Here is a 25,598-nt window from a genome sequence, read left to right as displayed (position 1 = left end):
TTGAAGATCGTTCGTCAGATGTGAAACGGGACCGGAAGCTTTCGCTGCCGGTCCCGCGCAGGTTTTACTGGAAGATACGCGCGGCGCTCTGCAGCGTCAGCCAGACGCCCCAGCACAGCGGGACACCGACAAAGGCCCAGAAGGCAATGGCTGCGCCGTCGAAACCGCCCTTGCCAATGCCATAGGAGCCTCCACCGGCCGACGCCGCCTCGGCGCCCTTGGCCTGCAACTTCGCGACTTCCTCCGGCTTCATGAACCAATGCGGCGCCAGCGGCTTCACCAGCATGTTGCAGATCAGGCCGAGCACCAGCATGCCGGCGAGGATGTACATCGTGAAGTCATAGACCTGCGCCCGCGGCACGCCGGCGGCGATCTGGAATTCACGGATGTAGTTCACCACCACCGGACCGACGATGCCCGCAGTCGCCCAGGCCGTCAGCAACCGGCCGTGGATCGCACCCACGAACTGGGTGCCGAAGATATCGGCGAGATAGGCCGGGATGGTCGCGAAGCCGCCGCCATACATCGAGAGGATGATGCCGAAGGCCAGCACGAACAGGACCTTGCTGCCCATTGCCGCGAAGGTCGGCACCAGTGCATAGAGCACGATGCCGAGAATAAAGAACGTGTAGTAGGTGTTCTTGCGGCCGAGCTTGTCCGACAAAGACGCCCAGAAGAAGCGGCCGCCGATGTTGAACAGCGAGATCAGACCCGCGAAGCCGGCTGCGATGCCGGCAATCGCAGTCTTCTGCGCTGCCGAGAGTTGGCTGAAGGAGAGGTCGGGCGCGCCGATCAGCTTGCCGGCGAAGATTTCCTGCAGCATCGGCGATGCCATGCCGATGACGCCGATGCCGGCGGACACATTCAAGCAAAGCACGCCCCAGATCAGCCAGAACTGCTTGGTCTTGTGCGCATTGTCGAGATGCACGTGACCGGTGGTGATCATCGCATTCGCGGTCGCTGGCGGCGTCCAGCCTTCCGGCTTCCAGTTCGGTGGCGTGATGCGATAAGAGAACGCGCCAATGGTCATGAACACGAAGTAGATGACGCCCATGGCCAGGAAGGTTTGCCAGACACCAACATCGGTCGGGGTCTTGAAATAGTTCATCAAGAGGTTGGCGAGCGGCGAGCCGATCATCGCGCCGCCGCCAAAGCCCATGATGGCCATGCCCGTCGCCATGCCGCGACGATCCGGGAACCACTTCACCAACGTCGATACCGGCGAGATGTAGCCAAGGCCGAGACCGATGCCGCCGATCACGCCAGAGCCGATCCACAGCAGCCAGAGCTGATGCGTGTAGACGCCGATCGAACCGAGCACGAGACCGCCGCACCAGCACATCGCCGACACGAAGCCGGCCTTGCGCGGACCGACCCGCTCGAGCCAGCCGCCCCAGATGGCGGCGGAGACGCCGAGCAGCACGAAGAACAGCGTGTACATCCAGCCGAGGCTGGCGACCTTCCAGTTGCACGTTGTGGTGAAGAGCTCGGTGGCGAGGCTCATGCCGTCGCACACTTCCTTCGACGCGGGTGTCGTGATCGCCTGCGACAGTGGCAGCCAGAACACGCTGAAGCCGTAGGCCATGCCGATACAGAGATGGATACAAAGTGCGGCCGGTGGAACCAGCCACCGATTGAAACCTGCCGTCGCAATGATGCGTTCGCGTTCCAGCAATCCTGGCTTGGTGCCAGACAGTGTTCCGGCGTTGCCCACACTTGTCATGAAAGTTCTCCCCTGCAGCCGACCCTTCTGAGCCGGTCTGCGATTTGAAAAAGTCGCTTCGTCAATTCCCCTACGGCGCGCGGACAAGGATTCACGCGCACTCGCACTTTAGAACAGGGCCAGAAGCGACTGCGGGAGTCGATAGTCCAAAGGTATCAGGAGCGAAAATTTCTCAATGATTTCCACTGCATCGCAGCAATTCAATCGCGATTTGCAATCGCAGCATTTCGTTTTTCGATGAAGAAGATCATCACATCGCCGCTGCGTTCAGAGGTCTCGATCTGATCACCGCTCTGCTGGATCAACGCAGGGATGTCGATCACTGCGAGGGGGTCCGTGCAGTGGACTTCGAGCCGGTCGCCGACCGACAGTGCCTTCATCGCCTTGCGCGTCATCAGCGCCGGCAATGGGCATTTCAATCCGGTCAGGTCGAGCTTGGTCACGGGCATCGCGCAGTTCCACTTGGTGCAACTGCGTTATATCGGGCCAGCGCCAAATGTCATATGCAGCGGTATGGCGATGGCGAACACATATCCGGCCACTCTGGGCGCGCTTCTCGCGGGCGGTCTGGCTCGCCGGATGGGCGGCGGCGACAAGCCGATGCGCGAGATTGGCGGCACGACGATCCTGGCCCGCGTGATCGCGCGCGTCGCACCGCAATGCGACGGACTGGTGCTGAACGCCAACGGGGATCCCGCGCGATTTGCGTCCTTCGGACTGCCCGTGATTGCCGACGACGTCGCGGATTTTCCCGGCCCCCTCGCCGGCATCCTTGCGGGTCTGGAATGGACGGCCGCCAACCGGCCGGACGTCACATGGATGCTCAGCGTCGCCGGCGACTGCCCGTTCCTGCCGCGCGATCTTGTTACCCGTTTGCATCACGCCCGCATCGCGGAGAATGCGCAGCTTGCTGTTGCCTCGTCCGCAAGACAGTCGCACCCCGTCATCGGCTTGTGGGACGTCTCCCTGCGCCGTGAGTTACGGCACGCGCTCGTCAATGACGATATCCGCAAGGTCGGACGCTGGACGGCACGCTATCGTCTCGCCACCGTGGAATGGCCAGCCGATCCCGTCGATCCATTCTTCAATGCCAATACGATGGATGACATCGCGGAAGCCGAGCGGCTTGCATTGCTCGACGACCGGGGCTGACCTAAGCTCACTTCCATCACGCGGCCGAAGTGTCGCGACATATGGGAGAAACTTCATGCGCGGTACTTCGCTGTCCGTGATATCTGGTCTTGCCTTCGCTCTCCTCGCATCAACCGCCTCGGCGCAAATCTCCGACGACGTCGTCAAGATCGGCGTGCTCACCGACATGAACGGCCCGGCCTCGACGCCCTCCGGCCAGGGTTCGGTGACGGCCGCACAGATGGCCGTCGATGATTTCGGCGGCACCGTACTCGGCAAGCCGATCAGCATCATCATCGGCGATCATCAGTTGAAGCCCGATGTCGGCGCATCGCTTGCGCGGCGCTGGTACGATGTCGATCAGGTCGATCTCATCGTCGACGTGCCGGTGTCTGCCGTCGGTCTCGCTGTGCAGAACGTCGCCAACGACCGCAAGCGCCTATTCATCACCCATTCGACGGGCGCTGCGGACTTCCACGGCAAGTTCTGCTCGCCCTATACGATGCAATGGGTATTCGACACCCGCGCGCTCGCCGTCGGCACCGCGCAGGAAGTGGTGAAGCGCGGCGGCGACAGCTGGTTCTTCATCACCGACGATTTCGCCTTCGGCCATGCGCTGGAGCGCGATGCATCTGCCGTCGTCACCAAGACCGGCGGAAAGGTGATCGGCTCGGTGCGTCCGCCCTTCGGCGCGTCGGACCTCTCGTCCTTCGTGCTGCAGGCGCAGGCCTCGAAGGCCAAGATCATCGGCATCGCCGGTGGGCCGCCGAACAACATCAACGAGATCAAGACCGCCGGCGAATTCGGCGTGTTCAAGGGCGGCCAGCAGATGGCCGCGCTGCTGGCGCTGATCACCGACATCGACTCGCTGGGGCTACAGACCGCACAGGGCCTGCTGCTGACCACCGCCTTTTACTGGGACATGGACGACAAGACCCGCGCCTGGTCGAAGCGTTTCTTCGAGAAGACCAAGCGCATGCCCACCATGTGGCAGGCCGGTGTCTATTCGTCGACCATGGTCTATCTCAACGCCATCAAGGAGGCCGGCACAGACGAACCGCTGAAGGTCGCCGCCAAGATGCGCGAGAAGCCGATCGAGGATTTCTTCGCGCGCAATGGCAAACTGCGCGAGGACGGCTTGATGGTGCATGACCTGATGCTGGTGCAGGTCAAGTCGCCTGAGGAGTCGAAATATCCGTGGGACTACTACAAGATCCTCGCGAAGATTTCCGGAGAGGAAGCATTTGGACCGCCTGATCCGGCTTGTGTGTTGGGGAAGAAGTAGACGATCAACTACTTCGCCACCCCGATCTCCTTGAAATACTTCAGCACACCCGGATGGATCAGCGCCACATCAGGCGCTGACGCCACCGTGTTACTAGCCGTCGTCTCCTTCGCCTGTGCGAGTCGTGCGCCCAGCGTAGCTTCGGCGCCGTGCAGCGTCTTCGCCAGCCGATAGGCGACATCATCCGGCAGCGTTTCGCTCGCCAGGATGTAGCTCCACGAGCCCACCGATGCGATCGGCGCCGGCTGGTTCGGATAGCTGTTCGCTTCGACCAGCATCGACTTGAGGAAAGCGTGCTTGGCACGAATCTGCGCGATCTCCGCCGCATCGGGCGCAATGAAGCGGGCGCCGCCGGGGCTTTCGCTCATCGCCTTGAAGCCGGGCCAGCCCAGGCCTGCACCCCATAATGCGGCCACGCGGCCGTCCTGCAGCATCGCCGGACCGTCGCCCGCGCGGTCGAGATAGACCGCCTGAAAATCCTTGTCCTGATCGAGGCCGAGTCCGTCCAGCACATAGCGCGACAGGAACACGAGGCCGGAGCCTTTCGCACCGAAGGCGATCGGCTTGCCGACAAGATCGCGGATCGTCTTGTAGGGACTGTCGGCACGCACCACGAACATGCCGGGGTTGGAATACAGCGCCGTAATGATCTTCAGCTTCGTCGGCGCCCGGCCGATGCCCTTGAACGCTTCATAAGCAGGTTCACCGGCCACCAGCGCAAGATCGAGCTGGCCGGCTTCGAGCAACGGGATGTTCTCGGTCGACCCTTTGGTGTTGCGCGTCGCCAGCGTCAGCGACGGATCGGCCTTGTTCATGACCTCGGCAAAGGCATCGCCATAGAGCGGGAAACCGCCGCCGGGCGTCGCCGTACCGAGACTCAAGCTGAGAGGGGTGGTGGTCGGCATCGGTTTGGCTCCCTCCAGCGCAATGGCCGTTGTGACAGTCAGGAATGCTGCGCAAACAAGCGGCATCATTTTCATGGGGTACCTCGACGTCGTTCGGCCTGCATCGTTCGACCAAGCTTGTAGGCAAAATCCGAATTCTATGAAAGCATGGAGGTAACGGGCGGCAAGCCCGATCGAACGACGTCGCGCATCAATGCCGCGACTTTCATCTCTGGGAGGGATTATGATCGCTTTTCTGCGTGCTGCTGTGCTGTGTTTCGTCGGCTTTGCCAGCCTTGCCACGGCGACCCTTCCCGCCTCTGCCGCCGGCTATCCCGATCGCCCCGTGCGCTGGCTAATCGGCTTCGCCGCCGGCGGCCCTGTCGATATCGTGGCGCGCATCATGGCGCAGTGGCTGTCGGATCATTTCGGCCAGCAATTCGTCGTCGAGAACCGCGCAGGCTCCGGTGGCAACCTCGCCGCTGCCGCCGCCGTGACCTCGGCACCGGATGGCTACACGCTGTTGTTCGTCGCGCCGAACAACGCAATCTCGGCCTCGCTCTACAAGAAGCTGCCTTACGATTTCATCCGCGACACCGTGCCGGTCGCCAGCATCATGCAGCTCACCAATATGCTGGTGGTGTCGAATGGCATGCCCGTGAAAACGGTCCAGGAGTTCATCGACTATTGCAAGGCCAATCCCGGCAAGATCTCCTATGCGTCATCGGGCAATGGCACCTCGGTGCATATGTCAGCCGAATTGTTCAAGGCGATGACCAAATGCGACATGATCCACGTGCCCTATCGCGGCTCGGCGATCGCCTTTCCTGACATCATCTCCAACAAGGTGCAGTTGATCTTCGACAACCTGCCCACGGCGCTCGAACAGTCGCGGGGCGGCACCGTCCGCGCGCTCGGCGTCACCTCGCCGCAACGCTGGCCCATCGTGCCGGACGTCCCGGCCATTGCCGAGACGGTGCCAGGCTTCGAGTCCATCGGCTTCTACGGCATTTCCGCGCCGAAGGGCACGCCGCCCGAGGTGATTGCCACCCTCAACAAGGCTGTGGGCGAAGCGCTGAAGGATCCGAAGCTGATCGCACGGCTCGCCGAGACCGGCGGCGTGCCGAAGCCGATGACGCCTGAGGAATTCGGCAAGCTGGTTGCCGCCGAAACCGAGAAGTGGCGCAAGGTGGTGGAATTCGCCGGCGTGTCAGTCGACTGAGCCAAGGTCGGTTGATCCCGGGGCGACTGAGCTAGACACTCACGGCGACCATGGCGGGCAGCAGCTCCGAGCTGCTGACCGCCCCGGCGACCAGATAGGCGAAGCCCAGCAAAGCCAGGAAGCCGAGGAAGAACAGCGCAAAGAGGATGATCGAGAGCTTCTTGGCGAAAGCCGAGATGTTGGTGAGGCCGAGGCCGCCGGCAATCAGGGAAATGATCAGACAGATGACAGCCCAGCGAAACACCCGCGCCTCCCAACGTTGAAATTGCGCAGACAAACGCCACCGCCCGGCCAAAGTTCCGCCCCCGGGAACGCGGCATTGCCCACAGGCGATGGCCGATATAAGGAATGCCTGCACCGCCGTCCCCGGTTCTCACGCCCGCTGGACGCCGGCGGGGCCTGTAGCTCAATGGTTAGAGCCGACCGCTCATAACGGTCTGGTTGCAGGTTCGAGTCCTGCCGGGCCCACCAATGATTTCAGTGGGATAGCGTCCCTTCGCCAAGACGCTATTTCTCGCGGCCAATCATTCGGTACGCGATCCTCTGTGCTATCTGCGTTCGTTCTTTCGAGTCCAAGGATACATGTACTTTGGACACGCACGCTTGTTCAGGCGCATCATCGTCTGCCACAACTAGCTTTAGAACGCCGTGGGGGACCGTATGCGCGCCTTTTTTAGCAATGCCTTTTTTGTTGCGCTCGCAACAATTGAGCTTTGGTGGCCCAAGGTTTGGGGACGCACTAAGTGGCTGCTCGACGGGATTGGTCTCGCGAAACTGCCTGATGACCTCAGTGAAATATTCGGGGGCAAGGGCATGAGCACGCTGGGCTGGTTGCTGCTCGCCATAGCTGTAGTGGGACTATATGTGAGCAATCAACAATTCTGGCACGACCTAGTAGGTAGAAGTTCGGACATAGCCTCTGAAAAGGAAAGAAAATCTGGAATCGTGATAACTTTCAGCCGCGCTATTTTTGGCGCGCTCAAAACTAGGATTGCTTGGGTGCTTCCCATTCACGTCATAACTATTGGTATCGCAATCGTGCTTGCGGGCGTGATTTGGCAATACATGCGACCGCAAGAGCCGCGGCAAGTAGTGGCGACACATCTAAATCTAGGTCCGGAGCAAAACCTAGATAAAAAAAGCGGAGCTGTGCCGCTGCCTCAAAATCAAACGGAGGCGCGGAAGGCAGAGGTGCCTCCTCAGCGCCCTCTAACCCCTTACGAGGCGGAACTCAAACTTAGACCGATCGATCGAAGTTTAAAAATTCTCTCGATTGAAATGCAGGACTTGATCGAAAAATACCCGCCGCTCCAAAGTTGGTGGAACGCGATCAAGGACCCTACTAACAATCCTGATTTTGGTGATCGACTGTTAGCGTTCAGAGATCAGTTCAAGATCGTATGTTTGAGTCTAGACAAACTGAGAAACGATATTCCCGAGTACCAAGATATCGTCCGGTTCATTTCTCAACCGAACTATGAAAGTACGTTGAAAGATATCGAAGCGTACATGATCATGTTTATGTACGTTCAAAACTCGATCAAACTAGACGCCCCAGGTGACGCTTTAAAGGCGTTCTTAGACCCGCGCATGTCGGATTTCACGGCGTCAATGCAAAGGTGGATCACATGGCGAAACGAAACCAAGGAACATCTGCTGTCGCTCCGGCGGCAGATTTCGTCATAAAAACGCAACCAGCGAGCAAGCTTCGATCATTTGGCGCAAGCAATGGTCACTGCCCTCCGAAAATGTATAGTCAACGCTTTTTAAAGGCCACCACCTGTCCCAGTCACCGCGGCAGCACTTGCTTTGCTGGCTCCGGCGGATCGTCTGGAAAGAACCGTTTCCACCGACAAATCGAATAGCCGTGCAGATAGTCCACCATCGCTCAGTGTCGGTCGCCTCGCTCCAGGGCATCGGATCCGGCTCTGAGCCATCTTCATCGTCGGTACGCGGGATGGGTATAGGGATCGCCGGACTGGTCCACATAATGCCGCCAGGAACACTCAGCCTGGCGTACTCGCAGTCATCCGGTTCGGTGCATTCGTTGACGATGATGATCAGTTGAAGGATGTTGTCGGCCGAGAAGACCCCGACGAGATCGCGGGTCTCAATTATTCTAACGAGATAGGTTGGCATGCCATCTTACCGGCCCCGGTAAGGTCTCCCGAAACTTCATGATAACATGAGGGATCGCGCGGGTCACCTCGGCGAAGATGGTAGGATGGAGTATGTTAGCAATCATCTACGCCGGAGCTCTTTTGACAATCCTCCTCTGGTTCTCATTGCCGGCCTACATTGCACAGCCTCCGCACTCACGAATAGCACCACCTCGATCAAGACGAAAAAACCCGGACTACGCCGGGTTTTCAGTTTGGTCTTCTGGAAACTAGATAAAGCTTAGTAAGCCCAGTTGCCGAGCTTATAGTTCACGCCAACACGAACGATGTGGTCCTTAAACTCCGAGTTCGAGACCTGGCTCAAGCCAGCAGCACCGGCAACCTGAACAAAATTGGAGGTGCCTTGTGTGCCGAGGTCCATATAAAGATACTCGGCCTTGGCCGTCCAATTGCTATTCCAAAGACGGGTTTCGATGCCGCCGCCGACCGTCCAACCACCCTTCACGCTTTTAACAGATGATCCAGCGATAAAGGGAACGCCGTTCTCTGGGATGCTGCTGAAGTTGCGCTGTTCGGTTTCACCGTAAGCATAGCCGCCAGTGACGTAGAGAAGCGTGTCAGGCGTCGCGGTCCAACCAAGGCGTCCGCGGACCGTTCCGAACCAATTCAGGCGTGTCTCAGCTGAAATGGTTGCTGCTGGTGGGCCAAAGAAGGCACCGGAAATAACCGAGCTACCTTTTTGATCGGCTGCCTGAATGTCGGCCTCGATGCCAAACAGCCAATTCGGCGCAAACATCTTGTTCCAACCAATCTGGCCGCCGCCGATGACGCCGTCAGCTGTGAGCCTATCCGACGAAGCCAAAACAGATAACGGAGGCGTAAACGGAGCGACGAGCGAGTTGGTCGACGGCGATCGGCTGATGCCATAACCGACGTTGCCGCCAATATAAAATCCTGACCAGTCCCACATCGGAGCCATGGCGGGCGCCTTGGTGTATGGGCGTGCTGCCATATCAGCGGCAGAGGCCGACACCGTGCCAAGTGCGATAAGTGTGGCCGCAGCCAAAATGCTCTTCATAAGTTCACTCCCAAGATAAAAACTAAAAATCCAGTGATGGAACCGTGGAGGAGTCTGGGGATGTTGGCTGTAGCGGGGCAGCAACACACAGCTTGTTGGTCCGCCAATTACGTCAGTGGACCGTCATTTCAGCGTTATTAATTCTCGCGCGGGCTGCTGTCGGTTAAAATTGGGAGCCGAGCAACTTCTGCCGGTCCAGCAGTACAGTCGCGGCGGCTGTTACGCGGCTAGCCTGGACGGTCGATAATTTCGCGATCCTAGGAGAACGATGACGCCCTCCCCGTCATCGGGTAAAATGGCGGGATGCCGGAACGTTACGATCTGCAAGCCGTTCGTTCATCCATGGCGGCAAGGTGCGGCCACAAGGATGTGTCCGATGCCAGCCGATCAAGAAACAGCCGTCGCCCCTCACGAAACTCCACAGACCGATCACACTCCTGCCCCAGCCAAAATGCTGACAATCGGCCTCGTCGTTTGGCTCCTCGTAGGCGGGTTAGCAGTGTTAGGCGCGTATGCCTTCCTCCTTCGAGGTTGATGAAGCCGCACCTGGACCGATGGCCCTATGACCTCAATCCTTAGATGGCTCACGGAAGCCGACGCAAAGACTATGCGGCTTTGCGTAAAAATACTGCGCGTCCCCGGTGATAGCGCCGACCATCTCGTCGATTGCCTTTTGCAATGCGCGAGCAGCAATCGAGTGCGGGTTCGGTATCCACCAAGCGCTCGGGATTCTCTTTCCCCAAGAACGGCTCGCGTTGACTGGCTGCGAAGTCTACATAACGAGGTCATCTTCGGTGGACAGTATGGAGAGGACAAACCCGCTGGCGTTCACAAGAACCAGCGTCTGCGTCTCTCTCCGGAAAAAACTAGCGCGAATAACAGCGGATTCTCGGTGTCTTGCGAAATCGAGTCGTTCTCAAAGCGAAAAACGGGGGTATCGAGTCGTTCTTAAAGTCAAAACCGAGTCGTTTTCAAAATGCGGGATCGTGGAATCTCAACGAGATAGCCGAGTCGTTCTCAAAGTGGCCACACAGACTGTTGGTATCGGTTCACGAAGCGCTGAATTTCGACCGCCAACGAAACGGTGCGTGTTCTGTCCCCGGAATCCGCGCCTGTCCTCGCCGCAATTATGGGGGCTGCTTTCCTTGCTGTTGTGGCCTGGACAGTTCTGCGACAACACAGACTGCCTATCGGCGCGACTGTTCAAGACATGGTCGATGCCCAACGGCGCAAGAAGTCCTGACGCCAGTGGAACCGGCTCGTGGCCCCGCGGTCATGTAATAAGAATGGTTAGACTATGAGCAGCATGGCGGAACGCATTGCGGCCAAGCAAGGTGGGGCAAGGTCTCAGTGCTCGTTGACCGCAGCGCCGAGCTTGATCAGGCTCAGCGAGCGGTTGGCGGTCTCGCGCAGGCGGCAGTAGCTCGCACTGCCCCGGTACATGCCGGGCTCGACTTTGTCGAAGACCGCGCAGAAGCGATCACGCGACGCGGCGAAAGTTTTCTCCGAGTCCTGGACCGCCTTGATCACGTCGGCGAACCCGCCGGCCTGAACCTTCTTTAGCGTCTCATTGGTTTTCTGCGTCCAAATGGCGAGTTCGCGCGCCGCGCAGGCTTTCCATTTGGCGACATCGTCATTCACGCCCTCCGCCTTTTTGATGCAGGGGTCGGCGACGAGCCCGACACACGCGCCGCCGAAACCGCCGGTTTCCTCCGCGATCTTCAGGCAAGCATCGATCACTTTAACGTCGGCGGGCGCGGTGCCCTGGGCGAAAGCCATCGATGCGAGCGCGAGGCTTGCGGCGAGCATCGCGGCGGAAAGTTTGAGCTTCATGGAGATCTCCGTTCGCGACTTTGGTCTTCGAAGGACCAGCGTTGGTTCACCTGAATGTGGAATATGACGGTGGCCTCGATTAAATCACGCGCCGGCGCGCCGTCGGCAACGCTGGGTTCATGCGACTTAGAAGTTGAACAAAATCCCCTCCAAGACAGACCAAGGTAGCATGAAGCGCTTTCTGATTTTCGCGGCTCTCTTCCCGCCTCTCGGGATGCTTGTTTTCAACGCCCCTGACGTGGTCTCGAAAGGCATTCCATCGAGCGTAGATCTGTTGGCATGGCTGATTGCGTCGTATCCGATTGCGATTATCCCGGCGTTGTTGATGGCGGGGGTGGACCGGGCACTATCGAAAAAGCCTCTCCACGTTTTGAAAACGACGGCCGTGGGAGGTCTGATGTCCGCGTCAGTCCTGATCTTTCTCTGGAGTGGGTTCGCGGAGTTTTGGTCAGTTGTGATGGCCATTCTTTTAGGAGCAGTTCCAGCCGCGGTGTGTTCTTGGCTGTCAGATAAATCAATAAGAAGCGTAAATGCATGAGCGGCCTGGAGTCACGACCAATCCCAGTGACGCTCTATTCAAAGATTGATGAGCGCCCAATCCCATGCAGTTTTTCTTCTATGAAATTGTCGCCCGCGTTGTTTCAGCTTATTTGTGTTTCGATACCTACCGCACACTTCGCCGCGGGCTTACCGACGGGACATTCGTGCCCTTCGAACCCGATGGGGTGAACTGGATTTTGGACTCGTTTAGGGACCGAGCTGCACTGACCGTTCATCGCGACGCCACTCCAACGCGGTTTTGGGTATCCATCGGCCTGGAAGTGCTGCTTCTCCTCGCCTGTCTCTACGTCGCTATATTTGGCTGGTCGCAGACAGGCGCCTGATGAGCCGCTGCATCTCCGCGCACACGACCAATGAAAAATTGCGCAACCACAACGCGTTCCATGCCGTATGACATAGCCTCGATCAAATGCTGAAATTTACAACCAGGGCCTAGCCGATCTATTTTGAGCGGCCGGCGGCATTTCCGCTGGACATCAAGTAACTGCCCCAAGCGATGCCCGCGCTTGGGGCTTTTTTCCGCATCGACTAAAGTGGCCGGCATGAAAGCAGACAGTCGGCTAGCAGTGTTTTGTCTCGTGTGCTTCGCTATCCTGATAGCGGGCATCATGGTGGAGAAATACTGGGATTGCCGCCTCGGGACGAAGCTCTCCCAAAACGCGTGCCTGTTTGGGCCACGGTGACAGCGAAGCTACAATCGAAGAGGCGGCCTTAGCCATAGGCCAGCGCTGCATCGTTGATTGCCCTGTTCCAGCCTCGCCCCTGGTTCTGCAAACGCATCTCAGATTCACCAAGCGCATCCAGAACGATGATTGCGCGTTTGATCACAGCCTTCAGGGCTGCATGAAATTTAGGTACGGACGGTGCACTCATTTATATCACCTGCAAAACATATCGACTTGAGCAGAGCATGGGCCGGGCTAGGCTTGATTTCGCAACGACGCGCTCAGACCCGGACCATCATGCCTAAGAAGCCAATTCCCGCCGACGAGCTGATCTGGCTCTTTCACGAGAAGCTTGCAGGAACGGCCGTGCCCAGCGCCACGATTGCAATTGTCCCCGGTGGTAATAATTGGACGGCGCTGACTAACGCTGCCGACTGTCGGCGTCACCCTGAACTTGCGACCACCGTGGCGCGCATCCAAAAGCAGCTTCGCTCCCGGTACAGCCTGAAATCGGTTTGATCTGCCTTTGTGAGCAGGAACTAAGCTGGCAACTGCCTGTTCTATGGTCTCACCGACCAAGGCGGCATTTTGACCAATACGAACGGGTTTGACCGACAGAGCGCCCAAACGGGCGACGAACGAAGCCTCATCAAAGGCCGTTACTGTCGATCGATCTTGAAGGTCGCCGCGATCAGCACCGACCATGAAGCCCGCATTCTGCTTAACGGCCTGGCCACCGAGCAACCGACGCCGCACGCGTCTGCTGCGATGACCGACGCCGAACGAGCCGCCTTGGCCGCGATCCGCGAGCTTGCCGGTCATCAGCACGCCAGAAGCGCGCCCGAAGGCTCCAGCGAGTGGATGCGTGCCGCGCGAGCAATCCAGTTGTGGCTGAACGTTCAAGATCAATAGACATCGTGCGCGCGTCATGCGGGGAAATGACAGTATGGCCTAATCAAGCGCCAGACCGGTGCTACTTGCGTGCACTGGCGTGATCCCGCCTGCCCTCTCGACAACAATAATATTGAAGGGCAAATTCTCCCTAGGGCGAGGGCCACGATGTCTGCTATTGGGGCAAACTGAGAAAGGACGTTCGGGCGGCCAAGCGGCGCGCGCCTACGGCGCCGCTCAGCTCACGGCGCTTCGCCGACCAAGTCGTTGATCGCGCGAATGTCGGCTCGTTAGGATTTAGCGGACATGTACATTGCGCGCTCGTACGGACGCGAATGACTCCATCCGGATATCGCAAGCTTGCGAAGCACAGCCAAGTCTCGCGCTTTGGCCGGACAGAACACGCTTATCGCGACAGTCCGAGTACCGCCCGCGGCAGAATTACACGTCAAAACGCGCTATGATACTTAGCCTGCAACCTGGGAGGCGGCCGACATCAGCTCTCGGGGGGTCGGAGCTCCAAACATGCGACGGCCATCCTCGGGAACTTCGGTAAAGCTCCAGCGCACGATACCCTCCCGATCAAGCAGGAATTGGCCAAAGAGTTGGCCATGGCCAGTTGCCTTCATGTGCTCGTCGGCCTCGGTCATTTCGTAGCCGTCCTTATTGTTAAGGAGATCAGCCGCGGCCATTGGATTCATCGGCTCGGGCAGCTCGCCCGGCATGTCTATCCGCATGGTCATAACAGCGTCCATCCCTATCTTGTGCGGCCACTCGCTTTCACTCTCCGTAAACTCGAGATTGGGCAAGCCAAACGCGCGGTGCGAAACGCGCTCGGGGTCGGACGCGGCGAGCAGATTGGGCAACGGATGATAACGGAAATAGAGCCGCGCACGCTCGATTGGCGTGTTGACCACCACCAGACTCTCGACGCCTTTCTCGCGCAGGGCTGGGTCAAGTTGCGCTTGGGTCGCGAGATGGCGCCGGCAGAACGGGCAATGCAGGCCTCGGAATAAGCCGACCAATACTGGGCTGTGGCCGCGAAAGTCATCAAGCGCGATCTTGCCGTCGCGTGTGATCGCATCCAGCACAATGTTCGGTGCGCGGTCGCCCGGGTGGAGTGGCCCATCGACATGATGTTCGGACATGGTCAACCTCCTTCGGTTTGCTAATCAAGAAATGGCAGTACGATCAGAGCTTCAGGATCAAGCCCGTGGAGGGCGCAAACATCGTGCGCCAAAGCGAAATACCGCTCGGCCTCAGGCATGTCGCCTCGATCGAGGTTCAGCGTTGCAAGACCATCATAACATGGAAAGAGCTGCTGTGGCTCGCCCGTTTCGCGCGCCACCTCAATTGCCTCATTGTAGCAGCGGGCCGCAAGTTCCGGTTGGCCATGGCATTGATGAATTTGTCCGAGCACAATCAATGGAACAGCGAGATGCTCGCGCTGATCGAGTGCACGGTCGAGTTCGATGGCCTTTTCGGCAGCCGGCACGCCTTCGTCGGCACATCTGTCCGTGAAAGTGCAACAGGCGACAGCGAGATTGGCAAGAAGACGCGCCTGAAAGCCGAGATCTCCGATACGGCGCGCGACATCAAGGCCGCGCCGGCATACCTCCATGGCTTGAGCCGGATCGACCATCGTGTAGAGCACACTAAGATTCGTGTAACCGCGACAGGCTGCGCTGAGGAGGCCAGCGGCTTCGGCGACTGCGACGCTACGCTCCACCTCGCGTACGGCCTCCCGGCTTCGGCCCAGCCGCGCCAGTGCACCCCCTTTGGTATTGAGCGCCTCTGCGGTAGCGCGAGCCGCCTCAAGCCCGGCTTGTATATTTACGTCCGGCGGCACGGATTGAGCGTAACGCAGCGCATCGTCTGCCCATCTCGCAGCCGCGGCGTGATCGCCCGTGCGAAACGCGAGGTGGCCGCGCTCTTGCAAGAGATGCGCCCACTCGATCGGCGCATCCGTTCCCTCAAGCAGCGCAGCCGCCTCGGCGTAATGCGCCTCCGCCTTGGTTCGTTTGCCAGCGTCCCACATCAATCGACCAAGCTTGCGAAGTATCCGCGCTGCGGCGGCGCGGTCCCCGGCCGCGCGGTGGGCCCCCAATGCCGTCTGGTAATGTTCGTCGGCCGTGTCACGCCGGCCTGCCGCTCCACACAGGTCGGCAATTCGTTCGTACAGCACAAGCCGTTCCGGTCCTTGATCGCCAGAGGTCAACAAGACGGCGAGTGCCTGCTGATAGAGGCGGATGGCGTCATCGTTGGCGTAGATCGCGCGCGCTCGATCACCTGCTGCGCTCAGGTAATATGCGCCCTTCGGCTTGCTCGCACTGAGGCTGAAATGATGTCCCAGCAGCGTAAGGTCTTCGAGCCGCTCGGGATCATCCCCGCACACCCGCTCCAGGGCAGTACCGATCCGCCTATGCATCTCAATACGCCGTTGCAGAAGGAGGTTTTGGTAGATTACATCCTGAAGCAGAGTTTGCGTGAAACGATAGGATTGCAGCGAAATCGAGCTCGCCCCCGCGATCTCCTCGACGATCTCGGCGTCGCACAGCAGCTCAAGCCCTGCCTCTACTTTTACCGGGTCGGTTGCCGTGGCACCGAGAAGAGCAGCATCAAAGCGCGGGCCGATGACCGCTGCCTCCTGAGCCAACCGACGCACGTCGTGTGGCAGTCGGTCCACTCGCGCGAGCAACAAGGCCTGAATGCTCGCCGGGATGTCAGCGGCCGCTTCATCGGACTTGATCTGCCAATGCGAGCCGTCACGCGCTAAAACGCCAGCTTCGATAAGACCGCGTATGATTTCTTCAACGAACAGCGGATTACCGCTCGCGCGTTCAAGAATTCGATTGAATAGATTTCCGGAATATCCATTCCAACCGTGACCGAAGAACGCCGCGAGCAGCTTTTTTCCGTCAGCGACGCAAAGGGGTGCCAGCCGGAGTGTTGTATGGCTAATTCGACTTGACTCGAGCGGATCCATTTCAAGCGTCGGTCGGTGTGTGAACAATAGCATCAGCCGCCTGCGCTCCAGCCGATCCATCACGAACCGCAGTACCTCAAGCGACACGGCGTCCGCCCAGTGCAGGTCCTCGACAATAATCAGGAGGGGCGATATGGCCAGACGCCGTTCGAAGACTGTGCGGATCGCGAAAAAAATCTGTCGCCGGAGCTGTTCCGGCTCAACATGCTGCAAAGCGGCATCGGGGTCGCCGAGACCAAGAACATAGAAATAGAGGGGCATCAGCGGCTCGATTTCTTCGGTCGCCAGGCCAAGTTCCGACAGCGCTTCGGCCAGCTTGGCCTGCGCCTCTGCCACCGAAGCCTTGTGCGCGATGCCGTAAGCACTGCGCAGCACCGCGGCGAGGGTACCGTAGGATTGCTCACCCAAGGGCGAGCAAACGGCCCGTCGGATCGCCACGCTCGCGAAGCGGTCATCATCGCGAGCGCGGGTAACGAACTCATTCATCAGGCGCGTTTTTCCGATGCCGGCTTCGCCGACCAGCCGCACCAGTTGAGCAGCTCCGCCACACGCCAGTTTAAGGCACCCCATCATACGGGCGATCTCTGCGTCGCGTCCGATCAGCGGCGCGCTAAGGCCCAGTATTTCGAGTCCTCGTGCCGCACGCGGTGTGTCGAGAGGTCCCCTGAGACGATGTACCAGGACGCTGCCAACCTTGCCGCGAAGCGCAACGTCGCCAAGTGATTCATACGAGAATGCATGCCGCGTGAGGCGGTAGGTGAGCGGCCCCACCAGCACTTCGCCCGGGGCTGCCATCGATTGCAATCGCTGAGCGGTATTCACCGTGTCACCGGTCACTGAATAGGATTTGGCAGCGCCCGCACCAAGTCCCCCCGCAACCACGTGCCCGGTGTTGATACCGATATGGAGCACGAGCGGCGAACCTGCGTATGCCTTCAAACGTTCTCCCAGGTGCGCCGTTCGCTTGATCATGTCGAGGGCCGCGCGGAGCGCCCGCTCAGGGTCGTCTTCGTGCGCGGCCGGCGCACCAAACAGTGCGAGCAGCGCATCGCCGATGAATTTGTCCACGAAGCCGCCAAAATTTTGCACCGCTGCCGTTAATTCCTCAAACAATTCGTTCTGAAGAGTCTGCATGACTTCCGGGTCGAGCCGCTCGCTCATCGTGGTAAAGCCACTGAGATCCGCAAACAGCACGGTCACGGTGCGGCGGTTCGCTTCGGTATCGACCTTGTGGGGTGTTCGCCGAGATGCTCGCTCGATCTCGACAACCGGGCTCGGCGTGAGCGCTGGTCGATCGGGCCCTACCGGAATCGTCGGTGATGACGCCTCCCGTCGGTCGCCGGCATTAGAGGCGTCATCGACGTGGGCGCCACATTTCGGGCAATACGTAAAATCGGGTGCGCATACATAGCCGCAACTGGGGCACGAGTTCGGCTGCTTTGCACCGCACTTCGGGCAGAAAGCAAAGCCGCTCTGAACCTCGAAACCGCAACGAGAGCAGGTCATGGATCAAGACCTCTCGGGAGTCGCGATGGCGCGATCTGATCTTGGACCTCACCGAATGGGCCCTAGATCCTTGGTAAGAATGGCCTCACAGCGTCGGAAGAGCAAGCGGGGGTTCTAGTATGGACGACGAGGATCATAGCGCTGAACTTCGGCCACCAGATCCGCCAATGAAACGGTGCGTGTTCTGACCCGGGGAATCCCCCACCTTCGTTCTTCGCTCAATCACCCAACGAGACATCGACCATGTCGTTATGCATGATCGTCTGAAGGCCGCGATTGTCCCACTTGATGACGACACAGCTCCAGGTGTTCTCAGTAACGGTGCCGGCGTCGCCTACGTCGTTCTTCCAATGGACGCGATCGCCGATTTTCAGTTTTCTCGATTGATCGCCGGTCATGGACACAGCCTTTTCAGTGCATGTTAATCGAGAGAACAGCCGGATATCGGATTGCCCGCCCAGGCAGCGCCAGCCGTGATGGAGATCAAAGCCGGAGCCACAAGATGGCAGTGCCGTGGGGCGACGAGCGGCACCGTCACGTTCAAGATACGTGTCAGTGTGAGAATGGGTCCAGCAAATCGTCAAGCCCGCTTCTTAAACGGCGCCACATGGTCACTTCTCACCCGCTGAGAAGGTGATGTCGAATTGCAACGGCCCTCGCTGTTCCGCTCGCTGGAACCGAGATGCCGCTTCGTTAATCGGGGTCTGTATGTTTTGTTTAGTACGCCGGAGGGGGTTTTAAGTACCAATCGATTTTGGAATGCTCCGGCAGCCGCCGTGCGAAAATGCCGGCGGTTTTTTATTGCGAACGAGATTTTCAAACAGGCTACTGTGAACGCTGAACCGACCGCGCGTTCGGTTCGACGCGGTCCGTCCGCATGCATGAGCAAGATCGTCCAGGCGAAAAAAGCCACCCACTGAGGCGGCCCTATTTTGCGAACACGAGCGTCGCGACTATCGCAACGGGGATTAGCCCCAACACGATGACGAACACACTAAAGATGCGGTCGAATGCAGAGGACGCGCTTAGGCGCGACGCCTTGCGGGCGATCTATCGGCAGCTCTGCAAGGGTGGCGTATTGGTGTGCAACATCCAACGGAATGCAACCTCACCGATCGGGGTGGTCAGTCGTATCCTGAACTGGGCGTATCCAAGAAGCCCCGAAACACCCTGACTTTGGATCAATTTTCGAGAGTGCTGTCGGATCAGGGATTGAGGTAATTGTGAGCACGTATTCCCGGGTTTTCTCGCGGTCGCGAAAGGCGTAGCGCATCTGGCCCGCCCCATTTATGAGTTCCCGCCAAGGAGCGATGTGTCTTCGCAGCTATCGCTGCCCCGCTGACGAGATCCTCACGCTGTAAAGAGGCTGCTCGCTGGCGTCCAACACTTCAAGCCGCCATTCGTCTCCCGGGCGAAAGCCTCCGTTAAAACCCTTCATGAGCTCGCTACAGGTCATGGTAGCTTCCTCCCAAGCAGCTTCATCGCTTTCGAGCTCAAGGCTGATTGCCGCCATCCGTATTCGGTTGGGCTCAATGATGTTGAACGAATACAACGGCATCCGATTCTCCCCGGCCACCCAGTTATATCAGGTCGCACATCGATAAGTCGTAATTACGACATATAAATTTTCAGCACCTTCTGCGACTTGGCGACTTCCTTGTCCATGAATGTCGTAATCCGGACGGAAGACATGGGTTGATCCGTCTAAAGTGACGGAAGCGGAGGCGGTTCTCGGACGCCGGTATGATGACCCCGCGCCTACGGCCCAGACCGACCGGGCGGGATAGCAAGTGTCCAGAAATCCGCTCGACAACAAATTGCTGGCGAGTCTGCCACGTTTGGACTTCGACGCACTGATTCAGCGCTCAGCAGTGATCGAATTATCGCAAGGAACAATCGTCTGTGAAGCAGGCGATGAAGCGTCCGAAATTCTTTTCCCAATTTCTGGCATGATTTCACTAGTCGTGGTCATGAAGAGCGGCAAAGCCATTGAGACCGCAACAGTCGGTAAAGAAGGCGTCGTGTCTGCAATGGCGGGGCTAGGCATCTATGTATCTCAGGTGAGAGCAGTTGTTCAGATCTCCGGGTCCGCCTTAAGAGTGCATGCAGCACCATTCCGCAAACTTGTCGCAGCGTCGCCGTCTATTGGTGATCTTTGCATTCGCTACAATGAGACACTTTTAGCACAAGCGCGCATCACCACCGCATGCAACGCACTCCATGCCGTTGAAGCGCGCTTTTGTCGCTGGTTGCTTCAGACCGGCGACAGGGCCGGCCCCGAGAAGATCACGCTTACGCAAGAGTTCTTGTCGGAGATTCTTGGTGTACGGCGCACTTCAGTTACCGATGTTGCAAGACGGATTTCTGAAGCCGGCATTATAACCTACTCGCGGGGAGTCATTACGGTTCTAGATCGCAAGCGGCTCAAGGAATTGTCGTGCGAATGTTATGAGACGATGCGAGAGCAGGCACCGACGTAAGGCCAGATCATCTCCACAAAGTGATGCGCTCAGGATCGGCCTTCTGGAGCTCAACTGGGTGGTGGGCTTGGGCTCCGGGCCTGCGTCACCCGAGACCGTCCTTCGGAAGTGGTGCCCCCTGACGCCATACTGGCTGGCGATGCAGGTTTCCTCATGCCGACGTTGATCGAAATCGCCCAGTCGATAAACTTCTGGGCAGATGCCAGCGATGTGAAAATGCACATAGCAAAGCGCACGCTCAGAGCAGGCAGACCATTGAGGTTCCTTGCGTCGTGATGCGAATTATCGATGAAAAGCTTGATACCCGGAAGCATCGCTTGGCTCGGCGCTAGAGCGACCTACGCGCTGTAGTTTTTGATACTTTTGTATCAGGGAACTACACTTATCTTTACAACGTTGGATCAGTGCGACCGTAGCTCTGCTGAATGGCGGAGTGGATAGTGGCGGATTGAAACCGAGGACGTCGATGGTTCTGACAAAGCCCCAACGAGAAGCGATCGCAACGGCTGCACGATTGAGATCCATGTCTCGAAGGTGCAAAAAATTTGCTAAGTTTGTCGGATATCGGTCAGTATCAGATCGGCTGAATGCGTTGGCGATGAAATACCAGGAACAAGCTTGGGCAGTTGAGGAACGCGCTGGATTGCACTCGAACGGGAGCGATCCTGTCGGGCCCCTGTGATGATAAATTCCAAGCCCCCTTGCGCTATTTGATCAGAGACGAGATATCTTGCGTGCCGTCGGGGCAGTAGACCGAGGGGCCGCTTGGGATATTTCCGTTGCCGATCGGCTAGCCGGCCTGGGGCTAGATCCCCACCCAGCGCCGAGCCGTCTATTTAAGTGTGAGCACCGGGAGGGCTTCGGATGAAGCGCACCGTCGCTTCCGTATAACCATACGCTAGCGCAGAATCGTTGATCGCCTGGCTCCAGATTTTATCCTGACTTTAAAATCGTATCTCCGATTCGCCAAACTCAATCCAGGACGATGATCGCGCTTGATCACGGCCTTCAGAGCGGCGTGCAGTTGCTATGGGTCGTGCCGCCACCCATTGCGTATTGCTGGCTCTGTGGCACGATAAAGCGAATTTCAGCAGTCGGTTTGTGTGCAAATGATCTTTGAACCAATTCGATTGATGCCTGAGGCGCCCGGGCAAACCCCGGCGAAGAACCGCACGATCTTTTCTCTCCTGGCGGCGATCAGATGGGTCCAGCGTTACGTTGACAGCGAAGCCAAGACAACGCCGCGGTGGACGAAGCTGATCGCTGTTCTGAATGACGCGACCGTCGGGACAATTGAGCCACCCGACGTTCGAGCCGCGCTCCATGTCGCTTTAATGGCTGAAGGATGGGCGATGCCGGACGAGCTTGAGCAACCAGATATATTCACGTCTGGCCGAGCGGATTTCCCGTAACACGAGCCGGATCGCAGATCCATCGATCGCGCTGCCACCTTCAAGTGGACGCCGACATCTGCCATAGTGCAGGCCTCACTGCTCGGAGAACGCTCATGTTGTTCCCTGTCGGTAGTCGATCGCTCGCAGCAATTCTCGCGCTGACATTTTGCAGCAGCGCGAGCGCCGGCGATGTGCTCTTCGAAAATGTTCAAATCTTCGACGGAAGAAGCGCCACTCTTTCCGCTCCGTCACATGTGCTGGTCAAGGGCAACGTCATCGAGCGTATTTCTACGGCACCGATAGCAGCGGCAGACGCTCAGCGTGTCGCAGGAAGCGGGCATACGCTGATGCCCGGCCTGATCGACAATCATTGGCATGCGATGTTGATACGAGTGACGCCGGCACAGGCTTTCGGTGACGTCGGCTACAACAATCTGCTGGCTGGCAACGAAGCGACTGACACTCTGATGCGCGGCTTCACCACCGTTCGCGATGTTGGCGGGCCGGTGTTCGGCCTCAAGCGTGCCATCGACGAGGGCATCGTCAAGGGCCCGCGCATCTATCCGTCCGGCGCCATGATCACTATCACGAGCGGGCATGGGGATTTCCGGCAACTGACCGATCTGCCACGCACGATCGGCGGCATGCTCACGCGCATGGAGCAGGTCGGTGGCGCTATAGTTGCGGACAGCCCTGACGAGGTGCGCGTGCGCGCGCGCGAACAACTCATGCAGGGCGCCTCCCAGGTCAAGTTGACGGCGGGCGGCGGCGTGTCGTCCCCCTTCAGTCCGGTCGACGTAACCACTTTCACCGAAGCCGAATTACGCGCCGCCGTTGAAGCGGCCGAGAATTGGGGCACATATGTCGCCGCGCACGCCTTTACTCCGGCCGCGATCCAGAGAGCCGTCGCCGCTGGCGTGAAGTGCATCGAACACGGCATGCTGATGGATGAGGCGACCGCCAGGTTGCTGGCCGAGAAGGACATCTGGTTGAGCTTGCAGCCCCTCCCCGAGGATCTGAGGCTTGGCTTTCCGGAGGGGTCAGTCCAGCGGGCCAAGGCGGATGAGGTCTGGCCCGGCATAGCCAGGTCTTACGAGTTTGCCAGGAAGTACAAGATCAAGACGGCGTGGGGCACCGACGTGCTGTTCTCGCGCGCGCTGGCGCAGCAACAGGGCGCAATTCTGGCCTCGCTCACACGCTGGTACACCCCCGCCGAAGCGCTGGTCATGGCGACATCGACAAATGCCGAACTGCTGGCGCTGTCCGGCAAGCGCAATCCCTATCCCGGCAAGCTCGGCGTCGTGGAACAGGGCGCGCTCGCGGATTTACTGCTTGTCGACGGCAATCCGCTGGACAACATCAACCTGATTGCCGATCCCGCGAATAATTTCAAAATCATCATGAAGGACGGCGTCATCTACAAGAATACTTTGAGCAAGTGAGCCTATGCGCAGCCTCCTCTTTCTTGTCGTCATAGTGATCGGCCTCGCATCGCCTGTCCGTGCTGCGGACCATGTCGCGGCGGCGCAGAAGATCATCCGCTCCCAGGCCGATGCGCTGGTGCGCGACGACGCTGTAACTGCCTATGGGTTCGCAGCGCCCGACATCCAGAGCATTTTCACCGATCCCGACAGTTTCATGGACATGGTGCGCAACGCCTATGCGCCCATCTATCGCCATCGCAGCTTCGAATTCACCGAGAGCAATATGTCCAGTGGCATCATCGAGCAGAAAGTCCATATCGTCGATACCGATGGCGTGCCGTGGGATGCGCTTTATACGGTGGAGCCGCAACCTGATGGCAGCCTGAAGATCAGCGGCTGCATGTTGCTGAAGGTCGGCCAGGCTGTGTGACACCTCACAGCGGCATTCACATTCGCACCTCACATCATCTATAATAGGTCCTGCACGTCTCTCGTCCTACGGTTGCTTCCCGGGTGAATCTGTTGCGGTACCTGTCCCTCAGCACACTGTCTCCCATTGTTCTGGGCAGCCTGTTGGCGTGCGGGGTGTCGACCATCGCGATGGCCGACGTGCGTCGCCTGTCCCTGATGCCCGATCCGCGTGGTGAATTCATCCGGCTCTGTGCGCCCTTCATGGTGTCGCGCTATGCGCATCCCGAGGCGATCTGCGACTGCGTCCGCACCGCGCTGATCAACGAGATCGGCGATCGCGATATTCTCGACGCGATCCTGTACGGGGTCACCGAGCGCGGCGTCCCCACGCTGAACGAGAACTGGCTGCCGCCGGACAAACGAACCTTGATCCCGCGGACCATGACGGCGATTGCCGAGCCGACGCTTGATTGCATGTTCGGTAACGGCCCGGTCAAACGCGCGCTCGAAAACGTACCGATCGATGGACTTCCGGCGATGCCGCCAGTGCAGGATCTGACGCCTTAAGCGACAGACGCGCCCGGCGCGAAAGCCGTGCGGCGACGCGCGCGCAACATCAGCGCCGTGATGATAGTGACGTTGAGCGCATTCCAGGCGAGGCCGTTCATGAACGCTGCCGCGTAGGAGCCCGTGGCGTCGAAGATGACGCCGGACATCCAGCCACCAAGTGACATGCCACCCACCGTACCCAGGATAACGATGCCGACACGCGTAGCCGCCTGCGAGGCCGGCATCGCCTCGCGGATGATAATGGCATAGGCCGGCACCAGACCGCCCTGGAACAGGCCAAACATCGCCGAGATAATGTAGAGCGAAGCCAGACTGTCGAAGAACAGATAGAACAGCAGCGCAAAGCCCTGCAGCAACGAGCCAATCAACAGTGTGCGAATGCCGCCAATACGATCGGCGAGGAAGCCCGAGCCGACACGGCTGACGATGCCGCAGGCCAGCATCAGCGACAGCATCTCGGCGCCGCGTGTCACGCCGTAGCCGAGATCCCCGCAATAAGCGACGATGTGGACTTGCGGCATCGCCATGGCGACACAGCAGCCAATGCCAGCCACGAAGAGAAGCGTCGTCAGCGTGTTGTTGCTGAGCTGGAGATCGACCTTCGGCGGCGGCGCGTTGACGTGACTGCGTCGTGTGGCCGTGCCCATCTGCACACGCAGAACCGCGAGCATCAGCAGCATCAGGACGGTCGTAACGACCCCGACACTGATATGCGTCGAGCGCCAGCCGAAAGTCAGAATGCCCCAGCTGACAATGGGCGGCCAGAGCGTGCCGCCAATATAGCTGCCGGTTGCAGCGACAGTCACCGCGATGCCGCGCCGGCGCTCGAACCAGTGCGACGCCTCCGCCATCAGCGGTCCGAAGGTTGCCGACGACCCTGCCCCTATTACCACGTGAATAAGATTGAACTGCCAGAGCGCCGTGGACTGCGACGCGAAAAGATAGCCGGCGCCCATCAGCACCGTCGCAAGCGCGATCGTGGCCACGATGCCAAACCGGTCCGTGAGCCTGCCGGCGACCACGCCGCCGAGGCCGAAGCCGACCATGGTCAGGGTAAAGGCCAGCGACGCCGCGCCGCGGCTGGCCGCGAAATCGGCCTGCACGGCCGGGAGCGCCACCACCACCGACCACATGCCGACTGACCCCAGCGAGCCGATGATCAAGGCAAGCGACAGCCGGATCCAGGCCTGACGGGAATCAGGCAGGAACGGCGTCGAATCTGAGGTGGGGGTCGCGATGGTCACGGCGGCAACATCCTCGGCGTATGCCCGCAGGTCAAGCGATCTGCCGAAGGATTAGGCATGCAGAAGCAGCGCAACAGACCCGTTCGGCCAAAACTAGCTCCGGGCTGGTGGCAAAGCCGCGCAGTAACGTCTCGTTAACCCTTTGCTAACCATACACACGGCAAAAATTGCCGAGTGGAGTCGCGTCTCG

At 59.1% G+C, this 25,598-nt stretch carries 26 protein-coding genes and 1 tRNA gene; 14 read left to right on the top strand and 13 right to left on the bottom strand.

Annotated features, from left to right (window positions below):
• Positions 1–64 precede the first annotated feature (64 nt).
• Positions 65–1,723: an OFA family MFS transporter gene (locus tag RSO67_RS26085; protein WP_315841205.1), complete on the bottom strand. Its 1,659-nt coding sequence runs from the start codon at positions 1,721–1,723 to the stop codon at positions 65–67.
• Between the two features lie 200 nt (positions 1,724–1,923).
• Entirely contained in the window at positions 1,924–2,172 is a 249-nt protein-coding gene (locus RSO67_RS26080) for a sulfurtransferase TusA family protein (RefSeq protein WP_089267468.1), read from the bottom strand.
• Between the two features lie 70 nt (positions 2,173–2,242).
• Between RSO67_RS26080 and mobA the strand changes: the two genes are divergently transcribed.
• Both mobA and RSO67_RS26070 read left to right on the top strand, forming a co-directional pair.
• On the top strand, positions 2,243–2,875 hold the full coding sequence (gene mobA / locus RSO67_RS26075) for a molybdenum cofactor guanylyltransferase MobA (protein WP_315841204.1): 633 nt from the start codon (positions 2,243–2,245) through the stop codon (positions 2,873–2,875).
• 55 nt (positions 2,876–2,930) lie between these two features.
• On the top strand, positions 2,931–4,139 hold the full coding sequence (locus tag RSO67_RS26070) for an ABC transporter substrate-binding protein (RefSeq protein WP_315841203.1): 1,209 nt from the start codon (positions 2,931–2,933) through the stop codon (positions 4,137–4,139).
• Between the two features lie 8 nt (positions 4,140–4,147).
• Here the strand turns inward: RSO67_RS26070 and RSO67_RS26065 are convergent, their stop codons facing one another.
• Positions 4,148–5,113 (bottom strand): TAXI family TRAP transporter solute-binding subunit, encoded by a 966-nt coding sequence (locus tag RSO67_RS26065; protein WP_410001916.1) that lies wholly within the window; start codon positions 5,111–5,113, stop codon positions 4,148–4,150.
• A gap of 154 nt (positions 5,114–5,267) precedes the next feature.
• Between RSO67_RS26065 and RSO67_RS26060 the strand changes: the two genes are divergently transcribed.
• Positions 5,268–6,245, top strand: coding sequence for a tripartite tricarboxylate transporter substrate binding protein (locus RSO67_RS26060; RefSeq protein WP_315841201.1), 978 nt, complete (start codon positions 5,268–5,270; stop codon positions 6,243–6,245).
• Between the two features lie 31 nt (positions 6,246–6,276).
• Here RSO67_RS26060 and RSO67_RS26055 read toward each other — a convergent pair whose 3' ends face one another.
• Complete coding sequence (locus tag RSO67_RS26055; RefSeq protein WP_089267474.1) at positions 6,277–6,489, bottom strand: DUF1328 family protein; 213 nt, start codon at positions 6,487–6,489, stop codon at positions 6,277–6,279.
• Positions 6,490–6,640: 151 nt separating this feature from the next.
• Here RSO67_RS26055 and RSO67_RS26050 point away from each other — a divergent pair.
• Together RSO67_RS26050 and RSO67_RS26045 are read left to right on the top strand one after the other, a co-directional pair.
• A tRNA-Ile gene (locus RSO67_RS26050) sits at positions 6,641–6,716 on the top strand.
• 189 nt (positions 6,717–6,905) lie between these two features.
• Positions 6,906–7,931 carry a hypothetical protein gene (locus tag RSO67_RS26045; protein WP_315841200.1) on the top strand — a complete coding sequence of 342 codons (1,026 nt, stop codon included), beginning with the start codon at positions 6,906–6,908 and terminating at the stop codon, positions 7,929–7,931.
• On the opposite strand, the gene RSO67_RS26040 is transcribed toward RSO67_RS26045, so the two are convergent.
• From RSO67_RS26040 to RSO67_RS26030, 3 genes are all read right to left on the bottom strand, one after another.
• Complete coding sequence (locus tag RSO67_RS26040) at positions 7,926–8,384, bottom strand: hypothetical protein (RefSeq protein WP_315841199.1); 459 nt, start codon at positions 8,382–8,384, stop codon at positions 7,926–7,928. The genes RSO67_RS26045 and RSO67_RS26040 overlap by 6 nt on opposite strands.
• Positions 8,385–8,645: 261 nt before the next feature.
• Positions 8,646–9,443, bottom strand: coding sequence for an outer membrane protein (locus RSO67_RS26035; RefSeq protein WP_315841198.1), 798 nt, complete (start codon positions 9,441–9,443; stop codon positions 8,646–8,648).
• Between the two features lie 1,347 nt (positions 9,444–10,790).
• Positions 10,791–11,276, bottom strand: a complete 486-nt coding sequence (locus tag RSO67_RS26030; RefSeq protein ID WP_315841197.1) for a lysozyme inhibitor LprI family protein — start codon at positions 11,274–11,276, stop codon at positions 10,791–10,793.
• Between the two features lie 169 nt (positions 11,277–11,445).
• Between RSO67_RS26030 and RSO67_RS26025 the strand changes: the two genes are divergently transcribed.
• Entirely contained in the window at positions 11,446–11,814 is a 369-nt protein-coding gene (locus RSO67_RS26025) for a hypothetical protein (RefSeq protein ID WP_315841196.1), read from the top strand.
• Positions 11,815–11,878: 64 nt separating this feature from the next.
• Positions 11,879–12,160: a hypothetical protein gene (locus RSO67_RS26020; protein ID WP_315841195.1), complete on the top strand. Its 282-nt coding sequence runs from the start codon at positions 11,879–11,881 to the stop codon at positions 12,158–12,160.
• Positions 12,161–12,548: 388 nt separating this feature from the next.
• Here the strand turns inward: RSO67_RS26020 and RSO67_RS26015 are convergent, their stop codons facing one another.
• Positions 12,549–12,710, bottom strand: coding sequence for a hypothetical protein (locus tag RSO67_RS26015; protein ID WP_315841194.1), 162 nt, complete (start codon positions 12,708–12,710; stop codon positions 12,549–12,551).
• An 89-nt stretch (positions 12,711–12,799) separates the two neighbouring features.
• On the opposite strand from RSO67_RS26015, the gene RSO67_RS26010 reads away from it, so the two are divergent.
• Positions 12,800–13,021, top strand: a complete 222-nt coding sequence (locus RSO67_RS26010) for a hypothetical protein (protein WP_089268288.1) — start codon at positions 12,800–12,802, stop codon at positions 13,019–13,021.
• Positions 13,022–13,090: 69 nt separating this feature from the next.
• Entirely contained in the window at positions 13,091–13,414 is a 324-nt protein-coding gene (locus tag RSO67_RS26005) for a hypothetical protein (protein ID WP_315841193.1), read from the top strand.
• Between the two features lie 446 nt (positions 13,415–13,860).
• On the opposite strand, the gene RSO67_RS26000 is transcribed toward RSO67_RS26005, so the two are convergent.
• From RSO67_RS26000 to RSO67_RS25985, 4 genes are all read right to left on the bottom strand, one after another.
• Positions 13,861–14,541 carry a peroxiredoxin-like family protein gene (locus tag RSO67_RS26000; protein WP_315841192.1) on the bottom strand — a complete coding sequence of 227 codons (681 nt, stop codon included), beginning with the start codon at positions 14,539–14,541 and terminating at the stop codon, positions 13,861–13,863.
• 20 nt (positions 14,542–14,561) lie between these two features.
• Complete coding sequence (locus RSO67_RS25995; protein ID WP_315841191.1) at positions 14,562–17,885, bottom strand: adenylate/guanylate cyclase domain-containing protein; 3,324 nt, start codon at positions 17,883–17,885, stop codon at positions 14,562–14,564.
• A 218-nt stretch (positions 17,886–18,103) separates the two neighbouring features.
• Entirely contained in the window at positions 18,104–18,283 is a 180-nt protein-coding gene (locus tag RSO67_RS25990; RefSeq protein ID WP_315841190.1) for a hypothetical protein, read from the bottom strand.
• Between the two features lie 926 nt (positions 18,284–19,209).
• Positions 19,210–19,443, bottom strand: coding sequence for a DUF6894 family protein (locus RSO67_RS25985; protein ID WP_315841189.1), 234 nt, complete (start codon positions 19,441–19,443; stop codon positions 19,210–19,212).
• Positions 19,444–19,675: 232 nt separating this feature from the next.
• Here RSO67_RS25985 and RSO67_RS25980 point away from each other — a divergent pair, with 232 nt between their 5' ends.
• The 5 genes from RSO67_RS25980 (at position 19,676) to RSO67_RS25960 (ending at position 24,161) form a co-directional block, all read left to right on the top strand.
• A complete protein-coding gene (locus tag RSO67_RS25980; RefSeq protein WP_315841188.1) occupies positions 19,676–20,365 on the top strand; it encodes a Crp/Fnr family transcriptional regulator in 690 nt (229 codons plus the stop codon).
• A gap of 1,109 nt (positions 20,366–21,474) precedes the next feature.
• The gene (locus RSO67_RS25975) at positions 21,475–21,777 is read left to right on the top strand and encodes a hypothetical protein (RefSeq protein ID WP_315841187.1); all 303 of its coding nucleotides are present in this window, start codon (positions 21,475–21,477) and stop codon (positions 21,775–21,777) included.
• 95 nt (positions 21,778–21,872) lie between these two features.
• Positions 21,873–23,201 (top strand): amidohydrolase family protein, encoded by a 1,329-nt coding sequence (locus RSO67_RS25970; RefSeq protein WP_315841186.1) that lies wholly within the window; start codon positions 21,873–21,875, stop codon positions 23,199–23,201.
• Positions 23,202–23,205: 4 nt separating this feature from the next.
• Positions 23,206–23,613, top strand: a complete 408-nt coding sequence (locus RSO67_RS25965; protein WP_315841185.1) for a DUF4864 domain-containing protein — start codon at positions 23,206–23,208, stop codon at positions 23,611–23,613.
• A 155-nt stretch (positions 23,614–23,768) separates the two neighbouring features.
• Positions 23,769–24,161 (top strand): hypothetical protein, encoded by a 393-nt coding sequence (locus RSO67_RS25960; protein ID WP_315841184.1) that lies wholly within the window; start codon positions 23,769–23,771, stop codon positions 24,159–24,161.
• On the opposite strand, the gene RSO67_RS25955 is transcribed toward RSO67_RS25960, so the two are convergent.
• Positions 24,158–25,402 (bottom strand): MFS transporter, encoded by a 1,245-nt coding sequence (locus RSO67_RS25955; RefSeq protein ID WP_410001915.1) that lies wholly within the window; start codon positions 25,400–25,402, stop codon positions 24,158–24,160. The genes RSO67_RS25960 and RSO67_RS25955 overlap by 4 nt on opposite strands.
• Between the last annotated feature and the right edge of the window lie 196 nt (positions 25,403–25,598).

It is taken from the genome of Tardiphaga sp. 709 (assembly GCF_032401055.1).
Classification (GTDB): domain Bacteria; phylum Pseudomonadota; class Alphaproteobacteria; order Rhizobiales; family Xanthobacteraceae; genus Tardiphaga.
Note: the sequence above shows the minus strand (reverse complement) of the source record. Positions and strands in the feature narration are given on the sequence as shown.